This is a genomic window from Brenneria sp. L3-3C-1 (genome assembly GCF_016456245.1).
Lineage (GTDB): Bacteria > Pseudomonadota > Gammaproteobacteria > Enterobacterales > Enterobacteriaceae > Brenneria.
The window spans coordinates 56,361-77,068 of the sequence record NZ_JAEMHF010000010.1 but is presented as its reverse complement, the minus strand read 5'-3'; the positions used below and the strand labels follow the sequence as shown (position 1 = coordinate 77,068).

Annotated in this window: 16 protein-coding genes; 9 read left to right on the top strand and 7 right to left on the bottom strand. The window is 62.7% G+C overall.

Annotated features, from left to right (window positions below):
* Positions 1-23: 23 nt before the first annotated feature.
* The 7 genes from tssH to JG725_RS16860 are packed head-to-tail and all read right to left on the bottom strand — an operon-like array spanning position 24 to position 8,866.
* Positions 24-2,636, bottom strand: coding sequence for a type VI secretion system ATPase TssH (gene tssH, locus JG725_RS16890; RefSeq protein ID WP_330529053.1), 2,613 nt, complete (start codon positions 2,634-2,636; stop codon positions 24-26).
* Positions 2,633-3,703, bottom strand: coding sequence for a type VI secretion system baseplate subunit TssG (gene tssG / locus JG725_RS16885; RefSeq protein ID WP_199378936.1), 1,071 nt, complete (start codon positions 3,701-3,703; stop codon positions 2,633-2,635). The genes tssH and tssG overlap by 4 nt, the downstream gene beginning before the upstream one ends.
* Entirely contained in the window at positions 3,667-5,502 is a 1,836-nt protein-coding gene (tssF, locus tag JG725_RS16880; RefSeq protein ID WP_199378934.1) for a type VI secretion system baseplate subunit TssF, read from the bottom strand. Before tssF ends, tssG begins: the two co-directional genes overlap by 37 nt.
* Positions 5,502-5,987, bottom strand: coding sequence for a type VI secretion system baseplate subunit TssE (tssE, locus tag JG725_RS16875; RefSeq protein WP_199378932.1), 486 nt, complete (start codon positions 5,985-5,987; stop codon positions 5,502-5,504). Before tssE ends, tssF begins: the two co-directional genes overlap by 1 nt.
* A gap of 25 nt (positions 5,988-6,012) precedes the next feature.
* Positions 6,013-7,515: a type VI secretion system contractile sheath large subunit gene (gene tssC / locus JG725_RS16870; protein ID WP_199378930.1), complete on the bottom strand. Its 1,503-nt coding sequence runs from the start codon at positions 7,513-7,515 to the stop codon at positions 6,013-6,015.
* A 15-nt stretch (positions 7,516-7,530) separates the two neighbouring features.
* Positions 7,531-8,067 (bottom strand): type VI secretion system contractile sheath small subunit, encoded by a 537-nt coding sequence (gene tssB, locus JG725_RS16865; RefSeq protein ID WP_199378928.1) that lies wholly within the window; start codon positions 8,065-8,067, stop codon positions 7,531-7,533.
* Between the two features lie 49 nt (positions 8,068-8,116).
* Positions 8,117-8,866 (bottom strand): hypothetical protein, encoded by a 750-nt coding sequence (locus tag JG725_RS16860; protein WP_199378927.1) that lies wholly within the window; start codon positions 8,864-8,866, stop codon positions 8,117-8,119.
* A gap of 549 nt (positions 8,867-9,415) precedes the next feature.
* Between JG725_RS16860 and JG725_RS16855 the strand changes: the two genes are divergently transcribed.
* The 9 genes from JG725_RS16855 to JG725_RS16815 all read left to right on the top strand — a co-directional run bounded on the left by JG725_RS16855 (position 9,416) and on the right by JG725_RS16815 (position 20,646).
* Positions 9,416-10,432 (top strand): hypothetical protein, encoded by a 1,017-nt coding sequence (locus JG725_RS16855; RefSeq protein WP_199378926.1) that lies wholly within the window; start codon positions 9,416-9,418, stop codon positions 10,430-10,432.
* Positions 10,429-11,154, top strand: a complete 726-nt coding sequence (locus JG725_RS16850; RefSeq protein ID WP_199378925.1) for a hypothetical protein — start codon at positions 10,429-10,431, stop codon at positions 11,152-11,154. Before JG725_RS16855 ends, JG725_RS16850 begins: the two co-directional genes overlap by 4 nt.
* A 403-nt stretch (positions 11,155-11,557) precedes the next feature.
* A complete protein-coding gene (locus JG725_RS16845) occupies positions 11,558-12,517 on the top strand; it encodes a hypothetical protein (RefSeq protein WP_199378924.1) in 960 nt (319 codons plus the stop codon).
* A 127-nt stretch (positions 12,518-12,644) separates the two neighbouring features.
* Positions 12,645-12,869: a hypothetical protein gene (locus JG725_RS16840; RefSeq protein WP_199378923.1), complete on the top strand. Its 225-nt coding sequence runs from the start codon at positions 12,645-12,647 to the stop codon at positions 12,867-12,869.
* Positions 12,870-12,964: 95 nt separating this feature from the next.
* Positions 12,965-14,818 (top strand): type VI secretion system Vgr family protein, encoded by a 1,854-nt coding sequence (locus JG725_RS16835; protein WP_199378922.1) that lies wholly within the window; start codon positions 12,965-12,967, stop codon positions 14,816-14,818.
* A gap of 2 nt (positions 14,819-14,820) precedes the next feature.
* Positions 14,821-15,390, top strand: a complete 570-nt coding sequence (locus JG725_RS16830; protein ID WP_199378920.1) for a hypothetical protein — start codon at positions 14,821-14,823, stop codon at positions 15,388-15,390.
* A gap of 25 nt (positions 15,391-15,415) precedes the next feature.
* Positions 15,416-15,886: a DcrB-related protein gene (locus JG725_RS16825; protein WP_199378919.1), complete on the top strand. Its 471-nt coding sequence runs from the start codon at positions 15,416-15,418 to the stop codon at positions 15,884-15,886.
* Between the two features lie 6 nt (positions 15,887-15,892).
* Complete coding sequence (locus tag JG725_RS16820) at positions 15,893-20,098, top strand: RHS repeat-associated core domain-containing protein (protein ID WP_199378918.1); 4,206 nt, start codon at positions 15,893-15,895, stop codon at positions 20,096-20,098.
* A complete protein-coding gene (locus JG725_RS16815; RefSeq protein ID WP_199378917.1) occupies positions 20,092-20,646 on the top strand; it encodes a hypothetical protein in 555 nt (184 codons plus the stop codon). Before JG725_RS16820 ends, JG725_RS16815 begins: the two co-directional genes overlap by 7 nt.
* Positions 20,647-20,708 lie beyond the last annotated feature (62 nt).

The window sequence follows — 20,708 nt, the reverse complement described above, 5'->3', positions numbered from 1 at the left end:
AAAATCTCCTTATTTCCATGTATTCAGCGGATGCGATATTCAAAATCGCTTGTCTTCCCGAGCTTCACGCTCAATGCCTGAATCGGTTTGCCCTGTCCCATCCGCTCCAGTACACGTTCGGCCAGTTCCGGCATCAGCGAACCCGAGAGGATGTTGTCAATATTGCGTGCCCCGCTGTCGACTTCCGTGCAGCGCCTCGCAATCTCTGGAATTAGCTTGGCATCGAAGTCCAGGTTGGCCTGGTGGTTGCGCTCGAAGCGCTTGCGAATGCGTTCGAGCTTGAGCCCGACGATCCGCTCCAGCACCGCGTCGCGCACCGGGTAATAGGGCACGATGTTCAACCGCCCCAGGAACGCCGGCTTGAACACATGGTTCAACTGGTCGCGCAGATCCTCGACGATCTCAGCCGCTGCTGGCCGCTCTCCGACTTTGTCGCAGAGCTGCATGATCCGCTCAGTCCCGACGTTGGAAGTCAGGATGATCACGCAGTTTCGGAAGTTGATCTCGCGTCCTTCGCCGTCATCCATCACCCCCTTGTCGAACACCTGGAAGAACAGCTCCAGCACGTCCGGATGGGCCTTCTCCACCTCGTCGAGCAACACCACGCTGTAGGGCTTGCGGCGTACTGCCTCGGTCAGCACGCCGCCCTCGCCATAACCGACGTAGCCTGGCGGCGAGCCCTTCAGGCTGGAGACGGTATGTGCTTCCTGGTACTCCGACATGTTGATGGTGATGACATTGCGCTCGCCGCCGTAGAGGATGTCGGCCAACGCCAGCGCCGTCTCGGTCTTGCCCACGCCGCTGGGGCCGAGCAGCAGGAAAACCCCGACCGGCTTGTTGGGATCTTCCATGCGCGCACGCGAAATCTTGATGCGCTTGCCGATCTCCGCCAGCGCATGATCCTGCCCGATGACGCGCTCGGCCAGCAGCTCCGGCAGACGCTGTACTGTTTCGATCTCGTCGCGCAGCATCCTGCCCAGTGGAATGCCGGTCCAGCCGGAAATCACTTCGCCGATCGTGGTGCCGTCCACCAGCGCATGGACCAGCGGCTGCTCGCCTTGCACCGCTGCCAGCTCGGCACGCAATGCGGCCAACTCGCGACCGCCCTCATCACCGCCATCTCCCTGCGTGATCCGCTCGCCCGCCTCATGGATGCGCTTGACCAGTTCCAGTTCACGATTCCATTGCTCGGCCAACTGCGCACGCTCGCGCTCGGAATTGACCAGTTCGTCGCGCAGCGCCTTCAGGCGCCGCTCGTGATCGCCGCCATGGGCGCGCTCCTTCTCCAGCACGGCAATTTCCGCCTGGAGATTATCGATCCGTCGCCGGCAATCCTCGATCGCCCCCGGCTGGGCCGACTGTGCCAGGGCCACGCGCGCGCAGGCCGTGTCGAGCACACTGACCGCCTTGTCCGGCAACTGCCGCCCGCTGATGTAGCGATGCGACAGCCGCACCGCCTGCACCACCGCATCGTCGAGCACCGCCACCCGGTGGTGATCCTGCATCTTCCCCTGCAGGCCACGCAGCATGTGGATGGCCTTCTCTTCGTCCGGCTCATCCACCTTCACCACCTGGAAGCGCCGGGCCAGCGCCGCGTCCTTCTCGAAGTACTTCTTGTACTCGGCCCAGGTCGTCGCCGCGATGGTACGCAGCTCGCCGCGCGCCAGCGCCGGCTTGAGCAGATTGGCGGCATCGTTCTGCCCAGCCTGTCCGCCGGAGCCGATCAACGTGTGTGCCTCGTCGATGAACAGAATGATCGGATGGAGACTGCGCTTGACCTCCTCGATGACCGACTTCAGGCGGCTCTCGAACTCGCCCTTGACCCCGGCGCCCGCCTGCAGCAGCCCCAGGTCCAGCGTATGGATGGCCACGTCCTTGAGCGGTGGCGGTACATCGCCCTGGACGACGCGCAGCGCCAGCCCCTCAACCACTGCCGTCTTGCCCACCCCGGCCTCGCCGGTGAGGATGGGGTTGTTCTGTCTGCGCCGGGTGAGGATGTCCACCATCTGGCGTACCTCGCCCTCACGCCCGAGCACCGGATCGATGCGCCCTTCGAGCGCATTGCGGGTCAGGTTCACCGTGTACTGATCCAGCGCCGGTGTCTTGCCTGCACCCTTCCTCGCTGGCGTGTCGGCCGGAGACTGCTCGATTGCGCGTGCCTGCCGCGACTCGCCGCTGCCCTCTACCAGCGCCTGCAGGTTCAGGCGCAGGTCGTCGGCATTGATCTTCTCCAGTTCCCGAGCTGACGACGCGACGATGCGGCTCAGCTCCTGATCGTCCAGCAGCGCCTGCAACAGGTAGGCGCTGCGGATCTGCGCCTCCCCGTACTCGATGGACGCCAGCACCCAGGCCCGCTCGATCACGGTGGCGATATGCGGAGACAGCACGGGGGTGCGTGTATTGCCGGTCTTGAACGTGGCCAGCGCATTGGACAGCTGCGCCTGCAGCCGCTCCCTGACCACCTCGTAGTGGCGCAGGATGGGGCCGAAATCGTTATCGTCGCCTTCCAGCAACTGCAGCAGCACATGCTCGACATCGACCTCGTAATGTCGCTCGGACAGGCACAGCGACGCTGCACCTTCCGTCGCCACACGGCAGGTTTCGTTGAGCTTGGTGAACAGGGACTTCAAGTTCACGAGGACACTCCATCGTAAGGAATACGGAATAGCGCACCGCTGGCAGGCGCTCCTTGTCTGTCGGGCCGCTTGAGCCAGCCGATCCGGCCCAGGACCGCGCCACCGTCCCGCTGCAGCCGGGTGGCCGGCACCTCGTCAGGGCGGATACGCAGTTCGATCTCGAAATCGAACTCCGCCCCCAGGTAGAAGCGCACGATCTCCAGCAGTTGGCGGTGATCGGCCGTCCCGGGTTGAAAGCGGCGGTAGTCCGCCAGCCCCAACGGACCGAGTGCGATGCGCAGATTCGATTGGTAGTCCCAGACCCGGTTTCCGACCACCGCCGTACTGCCCAGTGCGGCATTGCCACGACCCAGGCGCGTACGCTCCTGCGGGTCCAGGCGCAGCCAGCGGCCGGCAAACCCCTGAACCTTCACCGGAAGGTGAAAGTAGAAGACCAGCATCTGCTCCAGGTTCAACGCATTCCGCGGACGATGGCTCAACAGGCCCGAGAAATAGGCGAAGAAGTCCTCCCGCAGCGAAGATGCCCCCTCCGTGAACTGCCGCTTGCGGGCCTGTGAGCCGAAGCCCACCAGGTTGAGCAGGAATCGCTGGAAATCGGAATGCCCCTGGCGCTCGAACTCGATGTGGAACTTGTACTTCTGCCAGGCCTGATAGAACAGCGCAGTCATCCGGTGCGAGAACACATCGAAGAACGCATGCGCAGCATCGTCGCGGTGCTCCACATGGCGGTTGATCAGCAACTCCGTGTACGGCAGCGGCAGCACCCCCGACGGACCGACCAGTCCCATGAAGGTCACCTGCACCTCTGTCAACGGCTGTCCGGTCGGCGACACGCGCCCCTCCCGCTCGAAACGCAAATCGCTCACCTCGCTGACGGGAAACGCCAGCGACAGCAGAGAGCGGAAGCGAAGAGGATCCTCATGCGGCCGCGTCTCCGGGTCGATCCGTCCCGAGCGGCTGTAATGCAGGCGCAGCAGTCTCACCAGTTGGAAGAACTCGAACCGGTAAGGCTCCGCGCGTGCCTGATCGATCAGACCAGGGGCTGTGTGCCGGTTCTGGGGGGCCATTGGACGACTCTCTGTTCACGCTGGCGGCTGCGCAGCGTGAGTTGGGTGAAACTGTTGACCGAGCAATACAGCCCGAAGAAATGGTCCAGAACCATGCCGAACAGATAGATGCCGCTGCCGATGTACTGGCTTTCGTCCAGTTCCAGGGTGATTCCCACCCCCCGGACGAAGTTCGGCCGTGGATGCCCGATGCGCCGTACCAGCGGTTCGCTGCTGATCGACACGATGCCATCGATCTGCTTGCGCACCGCCGACGCATCCCGGTAGTTGTACAGCGCAAGCATCTCCAACAGCGCCTCGCGCCCGTTGCTGACCAGGGACAAATGGTTGAGCGACAAATGCGCGATCAATCGCCAGATCGCCCCGCCGCCGAGCGACGGGCGTACCGTTGCGGTGGGTTTGCGCAGGCAGCGGATCTGCCGCACCACATGATCCCGTTCGATGCTGAAATCACCCTGCGCCCCGCCATACGGCAAGTACTGCGGCAGATCCCGATTGCTGCAGGTCAGCGCGATGCTCAGGGTATCGCTGCCGGTGTCCACCAGCTCCAGCTCCCGGTCCACCAGGCGGATGACCATTTCCACGCCCTGATCCTGGGCGCGCTGCGATGGCCTGCGACGACCCAACCAATAGCAGGCACCGGGCCCCAGATCGCCGCGCGGCTCGAAGAACGGATGGCATGTCGAAACCTGATCCTGGCGGGCGGCCTTGCGCACCCGCTGCACGCGGTCGATCGAGACCACCTCCGCCGCTCCCTGCTGCCGAACATCGGGCACCACCGGGTACTCGTGTTGGATATGGCTCAGCTTGATCGGCTCCGCCTGCTGGCGAAACAGGTTGATGATCGGGGTACAGCCCAGCTTGAAGTTGCCACGCCCGATGTTCTGCGCCAGCCGCGCCAAACGTTCGTTGAGCATGTAGTCGGAGAAATAGAAACCAATCTCGACCTGCGTGATGTCCTTGCCGGCCAGGGCGCTCCCTATCCCGTCCAGGTCGAAGAACATGAATTTCTCCGGGAAGGTGAAATACTCGTGCAGCAGCCGGTAACCCAGGAAGGAACGCTCCGAATAGTCCACCAGCCCTTCGTCCGGCGAGAAGCCCACCGGCTTCAGCGACGAGGGCGGCAGCCCCAGCTCGCGCCGGCGCCCATCCTCGTCGACATAGCTCAACGTCAACTTGGCCAGGTTGTTGAACAGCAGCTCGTAGAGCTGCAGCATCAGGCTGCTCTCGCCATCCAGGAAGACGCGCAGGCGCTGGATGTCGAGTGCACCGAAATTCGCCTCGCCCGTGCTGCCCAGCGCGATGCGCAACTGCGCCACCAGATCCGCGCCATGGCCGTTGAACGCCGATCGCTCCAGCTCCGTGAAGCTGGCCTCGCGCACCTCCACCGGCCACAGATCGACCGGATAGCAGGTTCGGAAGCGGCAATTCACACCATCGATGGCGCGCGACGTGAGCTGGGTGTGGCGGGCGATCTGGAAGCGCCCCGTCACATCGCCACGATCCCCCATCGTGAACTCGACGACCGACAGCGAGGGGGTCGGCCGCAGGTAGTGCGGATAGAGGATCTCCAGGAAGGCCTCGACGATCTCCGGAAGTTCGTCATCGAGCTTCTTGTGCACCCGCGCGGCCAGGAACGCGAACGACTCGATCAGGCGCTCGGCATGCGGATCCTCGCAGTTGTCACCCTCGATGAGCAACCGCGAAGCGATCTTCGGATACTGCCGCGCGAACTCCTGCCCCAGGAAACGCAGATGCGACAGCTCCTTCTCGTAGTAAGGCAGCAGATCGTCGAGCATCAGTTCAGGTTCTGCACTGTGTATTCCTGAGTGTTGATCCGGAGTACCGCATCGAAAGAAACCTGCCGGGATACGTCATGCAGACGCAAGACCGAATCCACGCGGAACGTCAGCATCCGCTGGCCCGGCTGCTGGTCGAGCAACTTTACCCGGACATGGCGGAAACGCCGGTCGCCAACCTTGATGGCCCGCTCCAACTGGCTCCGGATCAACCTGCGATCCGCAGGATCGAGCAAGGCACGGCTGGTGAAGTCGGGCATGCCGTATTCGAGGATGCTGCCGCGCAGCTGCGGAAACACCTCCAGATGCTTCGCCAGCAGACTCTGGCGGGTATTCACCAGAGTCTCCAGGTCACGGACGATGCGGGCCTTGTATTCGGCCAGCGAAAACGAGCGCCGCGCCACTGGCTCTGCGGAATGCTGGGGCTCATCGTCCAGCAGACGATCCAACAAGGAAGGCACCAGCCGATGGGATGTACTCATCATTGCCGCTCCATGGCCAAATCAAGGATCAGCCGCGCGTGGGTTGCGGCAACTCGGAAACCAGTCGCAGCGACGCAGTCAGCTCGTCGAGTTGGTAATGCGGGCGCAGGAACGTCACCGCCTTGTAGGCACCGGGCTTGCCGGGCACCTCGGCCACCTCCACATTCGCCTCACGCAGCGGAAACTTGGCTTTGGCCTCCTGGCTGGCCGAATCATCGAGCAGAACATAGCTGGACAGCCACTTGTTCAGGTACTCCTCGACGTTCTTGCGATCGGCGAAGCTGCCAACCTTGTCGCGCATGATCGCCTTCATGTAGTGCGCGATGCGCGAGGTCGCGAAGATGTACTGCAGCTGTGCCGACAGGCGCGCATTGGCGTTGGCGATGTCGGTGTTGTACTGCTTCTGCTTCTGCGTCGACTGCGTGCCGAAGAAGGCGGCATAGTCGGTGCCCTTGCAATGCACCAGCGGGATGAAGCCCAGGTCGGACAACTCCTTCTCGCGGCGGTCGGTGATCGCGATCTCGGTCGGGCACTTCAAGGCGACCTCGCCGTCGTCGGTGCGGAAGGTATGCGTCGGCAACCCTTCGACCAGGCCACCGCCCTCAACACCTCGGATCGCCACGCACCAGCCATAGCGGGAAAACGCATCGGTCACGCGCGCCGCCAGCGCATAGGCCGCGTTCATCCACAGATACTTGTTGTGATCCCGGCCGTCCACGCTCTCGACGAAGTTGAACTCTTCCACCGGTGCCGTATCCGGCCCGTACGGTAGCCGTCCCAGCACATGCGGCAGTGTCAGCCCGACGTACCTGGAATCCTCGGAATTGCGGAACGACTTCCACTTGGCGTACTCGACGGTATCGAAGATTTTCGCCAGGTCGCGCGGCCCGGACATGTCGGTGAAGGAGTCCCAGCCGAACAGCTCCGGCGAAGCCGCCGAAATGAACGGCGCGTGCGCGGCCGCGGCGACATGCGAGACCTCTTCGAGCAGATACATGTCCTCCGGACTGCGGCCGAACTCGTAGTCGCCGACCAACATCCCGAACGGCGCACCGCCGAAAGTGCCGTACTCTTCCTCGTAGACCTTCTTGAACAACGCGCTCTGGTCGAACTCCGAGGCCGACTTGAGATCGCGCACAAGATCCTTCTTCGAGGCATTGAACAGCTGGATTTTCAATTGGGTACCGGTTTCGCTCTGGTCCACCAGATACTTCACCCCGCGCCAGCACGCCTCCAACTGCTGGAACTCGCTCGCATGCATCACCTCGTTGAGCTGCTCGGAGAGCAGCGAGTCGATTTCGGCGATGCGCGCATCGAGCACAGCCATCAGATCCTTGCTCGGCGTCACCTCGCCTTCGAGCACCTGGCCCACCAGTTCCCCGATCAGGTCACGGGTGCGCGTACGCTCGACTTCCGAGCGGGCGACCCGGCTTTCGGAAATGATGCTTTCGAGCAGCGATGCCTGCGGCGCGAACGTCTCGGCGGCTTCGCTGGCGGTTTCAGTCTGCGGCGCGGTTTGCTTGCTTGTCATGCCTCGTCTCCTGTATCAGGCCTTGCCGTCGTCCGAGGGCGCCACGGCCGCCTCGCGGCCGAGCTCCTTGCTCAGGGCGCCCAGCTTCTCGGTGTTCTGCAGCACGTCCATCAGCAACTCTTCGAGCTTGTCGTTGCCGCCCATCTTGTTGCGCAGGTCGGCCAGCTTGTTGCGCACGTCCAGCAGCTTGCGCAGCGGCTCGATCTGCCGGACCACGTTCTGCGGCTCGAAGTCATCGAGGGAGCCGAAGTTCAGTTCCACCCCTAGCTGGGTGTCGTCCTTGGCCAACGTGTTGTCCACGCGGTAGGTCAGGCGGGGCTTGGTTCCCTTCAGCACACTGTCGAAGTTGTCGCGATCCACCTGCACGAACTTGCGATCCTTCAACCGCGGCAGCGGCTCCAGCGGATTGCCGGAGTAATCGCCAAGCACCCCCACGACGAAAGGCAGTTCCTTCTTCTCCTGGGCGTCGCCCACTTCCACGTCGTAGGTGATGTGTACGCGGGGAGCCCGAACGCGATCGAGCTTGTGCTGGGTACTTTCCTTCTTCGCCATCTACTGGTTCCTCGTACTGAATTCCAATCATCCACACTCGCCGCCGCAGTCACGCCCCTTCGACGGACTGCAGAAGACGTTCCCGAATTTCGTCGCGCATCTGCTCGATACTCTCGCGGCCCAGCAGCTCCTCGAAGGTGGTGTTGCCCGAGATCGCGGTGCTGTTGCGGATCACTTCTTCGTCCGGCAGGCTCGACCGCACCGGCGAACTGATCACGCAGAAGGGCAGGTCGCCGAAATCCTCCAGGCGCTCGAACGACACAGGAAAGCGCAGCCCCTGCAACACCCGCCCCAGCCCGCCGGCCTTGCTGAAGCAATAGAACAGGATCAGGTAATGGGTCACGAAGCGGTAGAGTTCCGCGTTGCTGCGATTGGGGTCCTTCACGATCTTGCGAAAGCGCGCCAACTCGAAGGAGTTGAAGCCCACGACCCATCGGCAGGGGCTGGTGATGCGGATGCGCTGCTGGCTCTGAGCGAGCACGATGTCGTACTCCAGCGGATAGAGCTCTGGCGTGGTGCTGAGGAGATTGACCGGCACTTCCAGTTCGTTGATCAGGCCGAACGGTGCCGCAGATCCGACGCGGTCATACAGCGTCTTGAAGTCCTTGAAATTGTGCTGGGTCTCGCGGCCACTGCCGCGCGGAGCGCCCTGCAGGTACTCGCCGAACAGCGATTGCGGGCGCACCAGATGGGACAATGTGGACAGATAGTCGGCCGCCTGCGATCGGAGCAGTTCGGAAATTGCCCGAGTCTGCTTTCGCAGCTCAATCAGTGCCTCGACATCGAAAACCTGAGTCATGAATATCCCTTTCCTTGAAGCCGACCTCTTTCCTTTCGGAATACGGCCCCCACCGCGAAACAACCTTGCGTAAGACATGCGGGAGATATGAAAAAAGACCCGATGCCCCGAGACGAACGTCTTGCCTGCCCCCTGAACGGGAATAATCGTCCACCCGGGTAATGCAAACATTATTCGCAGCATCTAACGGCCTCGGCAACAGTGTCTTTTTGACATCACGCCACCGGACACTCCACGCGTACCGTTTCGATCCTTCCACACGAGCCATCACAATGGAATCAGTGTGGAGGCGCCGAATCTACGGAATTCCTGCGGCAATACCTATTCAATCGTGCGTCAAATGCGAACTGCCTCACACCGATTCCGCAGCGCCCCGGAATTGACCACTCCTTTTCTTTCAAGCCGCCCGTTGCCAATTGGCGATCAGGCATTGCCCGAGACATACAGCACATAACAGCAAGAATCAGAATTGCCAGGGCTTGACAACCACACCCCTCCGGTTTCTCCTTCTGGGTAATATGGATCAACTTCAGCAGGACGCACACCGTCATGAGCGATCTCTTCTACCAATGCACTCGCAACGATGCCCCCGCCCAGCAGGGTTTACTTGGCCAGGGCACGCTGCCTTACCCCGAAGTCATCGCCAACCGCGCCATTCCACAAATCGACGTGGGCGGCGACTACGCGACCGACGAGCTCAGCGGAGCGATGTTCCTTGCGACGGCCCTGGCCCAGCCTGACGACGAAAGCACGCCCGATGAAACCCTGGAAGACCTGGGCCTGCTCCTGTCCCTCTACGCAGAGCTGCAACGGACCGGCAAAGCGACCGCCGAGGAGCTGAACGAGCTGCGAAAACGAGGCGAGGCGATTCCCGTGATCGGCCCCTTGGTCTTTTCCCCCGCCAACCTGCCAGCCGTCGTCGGCAGCTTGACGGGCATTGCCCATGCCACTTCGCAGGCCAGGCGTGTCATCGACCTGCTGAACATTCCGAACAGCCTGAAGCGGGAGTTGCGCAACTGGGCCACGACCCGAGGGAGAGCCGGCGCCCGCTCCGCAAGCAAGACGTTCCGGCGACGGATTAAACTGGTGTACGTCAACGGCAACCTGGTGTTCAAGATTCCCGCTTCGACACTGGCTCCCTACTACGCCCTCAGAGGGCTTACCGCTGGCGGTGGACATGTGCATGTTCCGGTTCATGGAGCCAACCAAGCCTTGAATACGCGTGTCACTCCAAATACCGCAACGTACGCAACACGAGGCCTCGGCCGCGTACTGGGAAGCAACTGGGTAGGTGCAGCGCTCTCCATGGGGCCTCAAGCGGCCATCGATGCCCAAAACTCGGCAGACATGCGCGAGTTTGCAGAGCGCTCAGCCTATAGCCAGGCAACCAACGCGGCGGTATTCGCTACAGGAGTCGTCGTTGCTGGTGTTGCAGCTGTGGCAGGCGCCCCGGTCATTGCTGCTTTTGCATTGGCATTAGGGGCAGGGTTAGTTGTCCAATTTGTCCTAAATAAATCAGGATTCAATGATTGGGTAGGAGACAAATACATGGAACTGACCAGATGAGGACTGCAGACCTCTACAGCCTGATTATAATCACCAGGCTCTTTCTTATTTTGATAGGGGTGCTCTGCTTTACTGTAAGCAACCTGCTCCCGAGCCTGAGCATTCCCATGCTCGCGCTATTCGGGCTGGCATTCTGGCTGAGAGCCAAGTACACCTATATCAATGAAAGCTTTACCAGATTCTACGATGGCATCCTATTTATTTTGATATTTTTTATCTCATCCATATTCTTTGGCGCCACCACCTACATAGCGAATTCAATGCTTGGGATGAGCCTATCCAGCAGCATCACTCTTGGTCTATCGTTACCCATACTCATGGGCGCTTATTATTTTTATGCGAAATACAAGATTCCCGCGCCATCGAGTTACGAGATCAAAAACAATCGGATATACCCTATCCAGAACCCTCAAAGGGCAAGCCCGCTCGCTATCGGCGCGGCAGTAGCCATTTCAGCGGTGCTATTCCCATTCTTGCAAGGCAGTACCTTGTACGCCGCTTTTCTGATCCTGTTCCTTGCCGCCGCCTCACTCGTCGTGATGTTCTACGCGCGAAACACCATTGCCGATCTGCAGCAGATCAAATCTGAAGAGCACCGCCTAGGAATTCGCTACACCTTTGGCAACCTCGAAGAAATCCAGGCGTGGCGCAACCGCGCTTGGGCCCCCCGTTTGTTCCGTTATTTCTATACGAAGTTGCAATCAGCCTTCGGCCAGCAGTAAGCCTAGGGTAGGGGGGCAAGCACTTCGACGAGTTGTCGACTCCAGTAGCGCGGCCATGCTGGATGGCTCCATCCGCTCTCGATACCATGGCCAGGAATATATATTCAAATAATTCAAGAGCACGGCACTCCGATGGCGATCTACCCTCCACACACCGCCCCTCACTCGATACTCAAGGCCAGCAACGCACTGATATTTCTCCTGGTCGTGTTCTTTGGGATATTTTTCATCGTCTTCCCCACACTGCGCATGCTTACGGCGGCCCTGTTCATCTCGCTCGACAACGCGTTGAGCAGGCTTGTGCGAAAGCCCGGAGCCAGCATTGGCAAATAGTGGAGCCGTCCGGACCGGGCAGTGCCACGGATCAGCGCACTGCGACAGCCTTCGCATCGATCCCGACCAGATGCACAAGGCCGTCCGCCTTGTCATCGCCGCCAAGGCAGAGATGGATCGGGCGCTGCGAGAGCCAGGGCTCCGTCCCCTGCTGCCGTTGGAGATCGCCAACGCCGCCTACTCGGCCTTCTGCGCGCCGTCGTTCATGCACGCGCTCCTGCCGCATCTCGACACAGGCAACACACTCGGCCGACGACGCGCGCGCATTCCGCTCGATTGCCTGATCGGCGAATCCTGGAAATGGCGCTCGCCCGATCCCCGGCGCCGCTCTGCCGACGAACTGGCCGCCTACCTGCTCGACGATGCCCGCTCGGCCGACGGGGATACCGATCAGGCCTGGGTCTTTCAGATCCAGCCCTTCGACCTGTACGTCGCCTGCGAGGGCAAGAATCGCGTGCAGTTCCTTCGCGATCATGGCGAACAGGACATGCCGGCCAGGGTCACGAAAATCGCCTACCCGGACGCGGAACGGCTGGCGCTCTACACACTCGGCGTGGCAGGCCGCGACGAATGCTGGTGCGTGCTCGATGGGCGCCAGGCCAGCCGCGTGTTGATGCCCCACCTCACCACACCCTTGCTTGGCCTCCTGGGCGTGAAGCTGCAGCGCTGGCCCGACAGCCTGCTGCCCGGCAGTGCGTTCATCCAGGCGCTACAGGAACGCCCGCACCAGCATGATGCGACCAGGCCCATCGATATCGCCCCTCTGCGCGCATGGCTCGCCCGTGAAACCGATGCCGCCGGGGCCGGGGACTTGAGCCTCATCGAACTCATCCTCCAGGGGCAGGCGAGGCCGCGCTGGAAACCGCTGCGCGCCGCGGCCATCGCATTCGTGGCGGGCTGCGCCGGTGGCCTGATGCTCCCCGCCCCCTGGAACGATCAGGCCGCCATGTTCATGGTGGGCCTTTTGTCCGGCGTGACTGCCGCGTGCGCGCTGCCCTGGCTCAAAGCCCGCAGGCGTTCGCAACCCTGACTGCGGCTTGCGCCGCCGCCAATATCGGCATGTCGCCGTCCTGCGCGGGCACCCGAAACCCGGGCTGCGGAGTATCTGCGGACGACCATATTGGAATCAAAAAGCCACCATGCCGCAGCGACATCAAATGCTTGACAACGGAGCCCAGCCAGTTTTTCCTTTGCACCCAAGCAAGCAAATACCGCTACTGACGGAATGCTGGAACGGACAAGAATTATTGAGAAGCAATCCACACCGCACTTTCCGTAATTCAGGTAAATATTCATTCCGTCATGCGCATACCGCATTGGAAACCGGCAACACCAGCTTCGCCGGGATGAATCACCGAGCACATCTGCCTGCCGGCATCTAGCCGGCGGGCGTTGCCATGGCCATGGCGCTAAACGGCCACCAGAACGGACTCCGCCGCCCGGCTTTCGGGGCGGCCCGGTATTACAGGAGATATGCATGCTGATGGATCTCGCCGCCCTGTTCGCTCCACAGAACCGGCGCCTGGTGAAACTGACCACCCCGCTGCAAGGCTCCCAGGAACTGCTGCCCGACCAGGTCACGGGCACCGAAGCCCTGTCGCAGCTGTTCAACTTCAACCTCGCGCTCATCAGCCAGGATGCCGGCATCGAACTCAAGAGCCTGATCGGCCAGCCCGTGCTGCTCGAGCTCGAACTGGCCGAAGGCGGCACGCGGCCGATCCACGGCTATATCACACGCTTTTCCAGCAACGGCAGCGACGGCGGCCTGGCCCGCTACTCGGCCACCCTCAGCCCCTGGCTGTGGATGCTCAGCCGCCGCTACGATTCGCGCCTGTTCCAGGACCAGACGGTCGAACAGGTGGTCACCCAGGTCTTCGCCACCTACGGTGCCCTGCCCAAGTTCGAGTTTCGCCTGAGCAAGACACTCAAGCCGCACAGCTACATCACCCAGTACCGCGAGAGCGACCTCAACTTCGTCCAGCGGCTGCTGGAGAACGAGGGCCTGTTCTACTACTTCGAACACACGCCCGAGCAACACACCCTGGTGGTGGTCGACGACTCCACCGTGCTCCAGCCCCTGCCGCTGCAGCCGCAGATCCGCTACCACAGCGCCTCGGTCACCGAAACCGCCGACACCATCACCAGCTGGAACGGCAGCCGGCAGCTGCAATCCGGCCGCGTGGCGGTGCAGACCTTCGATTACAAGCAGCCGGGCAACCTGCTGCCCGTCAGCCTCGACAGCGTCAACCAGCAAGGCGATGTCATGCCGCTGGAAATCTTCGACTTCCCAGGCCAGTACACCCATGGCAGCGTCGATGACGGGGAAGTGCTGGTGCGCAACCGCCTCGAAGCGCTGGAAGTCCTCGCCAAGACCTTCCAGGGCGACAGCAACTGCCGCAACATGAGCCCCGGCCACACCTTCGAGCTGCTGCAGCACTACGACCACGACCAAGGCAGCCCCGAAGACCGCCAGTTCCTGCTGCTCAGCGTGCACCACACCGCTGGCAACAACCACCTCAGCGGCAGCGAACCCTACTACGCCAACAGCTTCACCTGCGTGCGCCGCAAAATTCCCTTCCGCCCCCAGCTCAGCGCACAGCGCCCCGTCATTTCCGGCCCGCAAACCGCCATCGTCGTCGGCCCGCCCGGCGAGGAAATCTTCACCGACAGCCTCGGCCGGGTGAAGCTGCAGTTCCACTGGGACCGCTACGGCGGGCGCGATGACAAGAGCTCGTGCTGGGTGCGCGTCGCCCAGGCCTGGGCCAGCGGCGGCTTCGGCGCCGTGCAGATCCCCCGCGTGGGCGACGAGGTCGTCGTCTCCTTCCTCGAAGGCAACCCCGACCGGCCACTGATCACCGGCAGCCTCTACAACAGCCAGAACCCACCGCCCTGGTCGTTGCCCGAGAACAAGACCCAGAGCGGCTTCCTCACCCGATCCACCAAGAGCGGCGCGGCCAACGCCAACTTCCTGCGTTTCGACGACAAGCAGGGCAACGAGCAGATCCTCATCCATGCCGAGCGCTTCATGGATACCGAGATCGAGCAGGACGAGACCCATAGCGTCGGCGCCAGCCGCACCGTCACCGTCGGCGGCACGCAGGCCCACGCCATCAAGGGCGACACCCTGCTCAACGTGCAGGAAGGTGCGCTGACCATCGTTGCCGACGAGCAGCACATCCAGATCGCCGCCAAGACCCACATCACCCTGCAGGTCGGCAGCAGCAGCATCACCCTCACTCCCGAGGGCATCACGATCCAGGCCGAGGCCATCCAGACCCAGAGTACCGGCACCACCTTCATCAAAGGCGGCCAGGTTCAGATCAACGAATAGCCATGAGCATCTACGATCGCCTTCATCAGCGCCGCCAGGCCGCCCTGGACGAGGTGCAGCAGGCCGAGCAGGCCCCCGCGCCAGAGGTGCCGCCAGCACAGCCCGAACCGCTCCTCCTGGCTGAATGCCAGAGCAGCATCCAGTTCGCCGGCCTGACCTTCGCATTGCCTGGCGAGCGCACACGCGCCAGTGAAACCCTCATCGAGCGCGATGGCGGCATCGCGACGCTGCGCATCAAGCGCCAGCCCGTTCCGAACCACCTCACCCTGGAACATGCCGCTGCCTCTGCGCTGGAGAACCTGCAGAAAAAGCATCCCGGCCTGGCCGTCATCCGCCAGAGCGACCGCCTGCTGGCCGGCCACCCCGCGCACGCCATCGACTACCAGTTCATCGGCACCCGGCCCCGGCACGGCCGCCTCGTCGGTGCCATCGTCCCCACCGACGGCCAGGGCCGCCAGTGGCTGGACATCGCCACCCAGTTCGACCCCACGCATGCCGCATTCGGTGACTGGCTGATCGACTTCGACGCCATCCTCGACACAGTGGCCGCAATCCCGGCCCCCACAACCTGAAAAACATGAAGAAGGCACTCGCCCTATGGAATACCAACTGCAGGAAGGAACCATCAGCCTGGCCGACGGCTTTCAGGATCGCACCGTCAACATGTTCGTGCTCGGCAGCAGCATTCCCGCGCCGCTGAGCATCACACTCTCCCGCGACGACACCCTGCCAGGCGAAACACTGACGGCCTACGTCGACCGCCAAGTCAAGTTGATCGCTGCCAAGCTGCGCGGCTACACCCCGCTCGGCCGCAAGCCGGCCACGCTTTCGACCGGCCAGCCCCTGCAGGGCTTCCAGGTCGACGCCTACTACCTCAACGACGGCCGCCCGATCTACCAGCGCCAGGCCGCCTTCGAGGTCACCCCCGGACGCATCCTGGTGTTCTCCACCACCAGCCAGAGCGACTTCAGCAAACGCCAGGATCAGGACTGGCAGGCCCTGCTGGCCAGCTTCCAGCCGCGTCTGGCGCCCGACGAGACAACCGCCGACGCCACCGACACGGAGTAAGTCGCCATGTACGAAGCGGCACGCCTGGGCGACGAGATCGCCCATACCAGCGCCCTGGCTGGCTTCCTGATCGGCGCGGTCGCGGGCATCGCTCTGGTGGCCGCCGTCGCCTTCGCCACCTTTACCTGCGGCTTCGGTGTCGCCCTTCTGGCAGGACTCGCGGCAGGCTTGGGAGGTAGCCTGCTCACCGCCGCCGGCGAAGCCATCGGCCGATCGTTCAGCTCCCCCGCCGGGGCCATCAGCACCGGCTCGCCCGACGTCTTCGTCAACCACCGCGCCGCCGCTTTCGTCGAAGGCAGCCTGGGCGCCTGCGACAAGCATTCCGGCCCGGTCAAGGTCGCCGAAGGCTCCAGCAACGTCTTCATCAACAGCAAACCCGCCGCCCGCAAGGGCGACAAACTCACCTGCGGCGCGGTCATCGATGCCGGCTCGCCCAACGTCACCATCGGCGGCGGCCAGGAACGCTACCTGCCGGTGGACGACGAAGTTCCCGGCTGGCTGCGCACCACCGTGGACATCCTCATGGCCATCGCCGGCGTGGCCAGCGGCATCGCCAACCTCATCAGGATGGGCGCCCAGTCCGGGCTGAAGGCCGCCGCGCCCTGCGCCCTCAAGTTCACCGCTGGCTTCGTCGCCGGCGAAGTGGCCGCCCGCTACGTCGCTGGTCCCGCCATCGAGCGCGCCGTGGGCGGCCTGTTCGGCAACCCGGTCGACGCCACCACCGGCCGCAAGCTGCTCACCGACGAGACCGACTTCGCCTTGCCCGGCCTGATGCCCATCGCCTGGACCCGCTTCTACGCCAGCGACCTCCATGCGCCCAGCATCCTCGGCCGCGGCTGGATACTGCCCTGGGAACAGACCCTGCGCCGCGAAGGCGAGCTCATCTACCTGCGCGACAACCAGGGCCGCGACGTGCCATTCGTCGACCTCACGCCTGGCGAACGCATCTTCGCCGCCAGCGAACAGCTCTACCTCGTGCGCAGCCAGGGCGGCCACTACCTGCTGCAGACCCTGGACAACACCTTCTTCTACTTCGGCGACCTGCCCGACGACGGCAGTGCCGCGCCGCTGCTGCGCATCGAGAACGCCCTGGGCCACTTCCTCAACCTGGCCCGCGACGCCACCGGCCGCCTGCGCGACCTCACCGCCAGCGGCGGCATCCGCCTGCACCTGCACTACGACGACGCCGGGCAACGCCTCGCCCGCGTGGTGCGCGTGGCCGGCGACCAGGCCGCCGAGACCCTGGTGAGCTACCAGTACACCCCGGACGGCCAGCTCAGCGAAGTCATCAACCGCAACGGCGACAGCATCCGCCGCTTCGCCTACGAAGACGGCCTCATGGTGCGCCACGAGAACGCCCTCGGCCTGATCTGCGTCTACCGCTGGGCACACATCGACGGACGCCCGCGCGTGGCCGAGCACACCACCAGCGACGGCGAGCACTTCCGCTTCCACTACGATACCGCCGCACGCACCACCCGCATCACCGAGGCCCTCGGGCGCGAGGCCGAGATTCACTACAACGACGACCGCCGCGTCGTCGCCAGCCGCGACTTCGGTGGCGAGCACTACCGCATCGAGCTCGACGCCGCCGGCAACATGACCGGCCTGGAACTGCCCGGTGGCGGCCGCATCGCCCTGGAATACGACAAGCACTCGCGCCTGGTCGCCGAGACCGACCCGCTCGGCCGCACCACCCGCTACCAGCACCACTACGACACCCCGCTGGTCACCGAAGTCGTCTATCCCGACGGCAGCACCTGGCAGGCCCGCTACGACGACCAGGGCAACCTGCTGGCCGAGACCGACGCCGAAGGCCACACCACCGAATACCTCAACGGCCCCGACGGCCTGCCCCACACGATCATCGACGCTCATCAGCGGCCCAAGTACCTCTGGTGGAGCCCCGTGGCCCAGGTCGAGGCCTACCAGGACTGCTCCGGCAAGCAAACCCGCTACACCTACGACGAGCGCCACCACCTCGTCGCCATCACCGATGCCCTCGGCCAGACCACCCGCCTGACCCGCAAGCCGGCCGGCGAGGTGCTGGCCGTCGAGCATGCCGACGGCACCCGCGAAACCTTCGCCTACAACGCCCACGGCCAACTGCTCGAACACACCGACGGCAACGGCCATAACGTGCGCCTGATCCGCACCGCCCGCGGCCTGCCGCAGATCCGCCGCGACGCCCAGGGCCGCCTGGTGCGCTACGAGTACGACCGTGCCCTGCGTCTGGCCTCCCTGATCAACGAGAACCACGCCGCCTACCGCTTCGCCTACGACGCCAGCGACCGCCTGCTCGAAGAACAGCGCATCGACCACCTCACCCGCCGCTTTGCCTATAACGTGGCTGGGCACCTGGTCGGCGTCGAGGAAATCGGCTACGGCACGCAGGGCGAGCGCCCGGTACGCCGCACCACCTTCGAGCGCGACCCCATCGGCCGGCTGCTCGCGCGCATCAACGACGACGCCCGCTACGACTACCGGTATGACGATGGCGATCGCCTGCTCGCCATCGAGCGCCTGCCCGGCGAGCAGGGCAAGCGCCTGGGCCTGCAGCCCGACCGCCTGGCCTTCGCCTACGACCGCAACGGCCGCCTTACCGGCGAGACCGGCGCCCTGGGCGAGCTAGCCTACCAGTACGATGCCCTGGGCAACCTCGCCACCCTGGGCCTGCCCGATGGCCGCGCGCTCAACCACCTCTACTACGGCAGCGGCCACCTGCACCAGATCAACCTTGATGGCCGCACCGTCAGCGACATCGAGCGCGACGACCTGCACCGCGAGATCCTGCGCACCCAGGGTCGCCTGACCAGCCGCACCGGCTACGACGCCCTCGGTCGCAAGGCCTGGCAGTTCGCCTCCAGCCTGCCCGCCGACAAGCTCTCCAGCCTGCACAACCCGAACATCGTCGTCACCGACCTCATCGAGCGCCGCGACAACCCCATCCACCGCCGCTACCGCTACGACGCCGGTGGCGAGCTGGTCGCCCTGCGCGACAAGCTGCGCGGCGACACCCACTACGCCTACGATGCCGCCGGCCGCCTTCTCGGGCGCAGCGCCCCGGACCTGGCCGCGCGCGAGCACTTCGCCTACGACCCCGCCGCCAACCTCGTCCAGCCCGAGGGCGACACCCTAGGCGGCCACGTCAAGGACAACCGCCTGCGCACCTGGCAAGACCAGCGCTACGACTACGACCCCTGGGGCAACCTGGTCACCAAGCGCGTCGGCCAGCACCTGGAGCAGCGCTTCGCGTACGACGCCGAGAACCACCTGATCCACGCCGCCACCTACCGCGACGGCAACCTGGTCAGCGAGGGCCGCTACCACTACGACAGCCTCGGGCGGCGCATCGCCAAAGTGGTCGAGCAGGATGGGAAGACGAAGCGGACAGACTTTTTGTGGCAGGGGCTGCGGCTGCTCGAAGAGCGCAGCGGTGATGGACAGAAGCTCTACGTCTACGAGCCCGACAGCTACGCCCCGCTGGCGCGCATCGACGGCTCAGGCGACGACGCCCGGCTCTACTACTTCCACACCGACCAGATCGGCACGCCGCTGGACGTCACCGACGAAGACGGCCAGATGGTCTGGCAGGCCAGCTACAAGGCCTGGGGCGAAGTGGAGCAGTACCACACGCAGGCCATCGAACAGAACCTGCGCTTCCAGGGCCAGTACTTCGACGACGAGACCGGGCTGCACTACAACACCTTCCGCTACTATGATCCGGGTGTGGGGCGGTTCGTGACGCAGGATCCGATTGGGTTGTTGGGTGGGAGTAATCTGTACCAATACGCCCCTAATGCACTGGGGTGGATTGATCCACTGGGTTGGGCTGGAAATCCAGCAAATGCAACACATATCACTTATGAAGGCATCAAAGACGGAAAACCTTATATTGGATATGCAAGCAAACCTGGCTTAGGTCACTCCGCTGATGATGTATTAAAATATCGATACCCTAATACAAGTCAGTTTGACGTTGCTCCACAAGCGGTATTCATTGGCAATGGCCAAGAAGGCAAGAATATTGCCCGAGGGCTGGAGCAGAGGATCTTCGAAGAGCGAGGTGGATTAGCTGGAACCTCCAATAAACAGAATCCCGTTGGGATAGGAAATAAAAACCGAGCAACGTACCTCAGCGCAGCTGACGCTCACATATCGAAAAATGCAGCCACAGGAAGGCCAGTAACCACAGGAGCCACTGGATGTTGAAATCCATCAGATGGGTTGAAGACAGGATATTCAGCCTAAAACTATCAGAAAATGTATACAGCTTAGCTCAAATGCGAAAGAATCACCTAATGGAGTTCTTCGACATATTCCATGAAAATGAATCGTGGGAAAATATTGATCTCAGCAATGAAAAAATTCTATTTTGCCTTTTTGTGGCCGAGAATAGGCTAAAACCTCTTTATTCATCAGTGGTTGAAAGAAAAGCAGTAACACCAAATTCCAGGCCAATTATTAAGCGAATGCTTAGTGCGAATTTCGGGCAAGGCCCTCAAGGAGGAGCCAAACTAATAGAATTAACAGACAAATACTCATCCCTTCCAGAGAAGGTGATAAAGCCAATCCTATCAATCAAGAGCGACCTTGATATTATTTACTCGCATGAGCTCTGCGGAATGTATGGAGACCCCGAAAAAATAAGAAAACGCCTATTGGTTTATCTTGAAACTGGCGTTAACTGGGATGAATCAAAAGGCTTTTTGTTCAGCGGAATCCCATTGCCGCCGCCGTCTCGGAAAGTAAACGAGTAACTGGGCGATAACAGAATCAGGCTCACCTCCACAGCTTTCTAGCAACTAAACATCCTTACCCG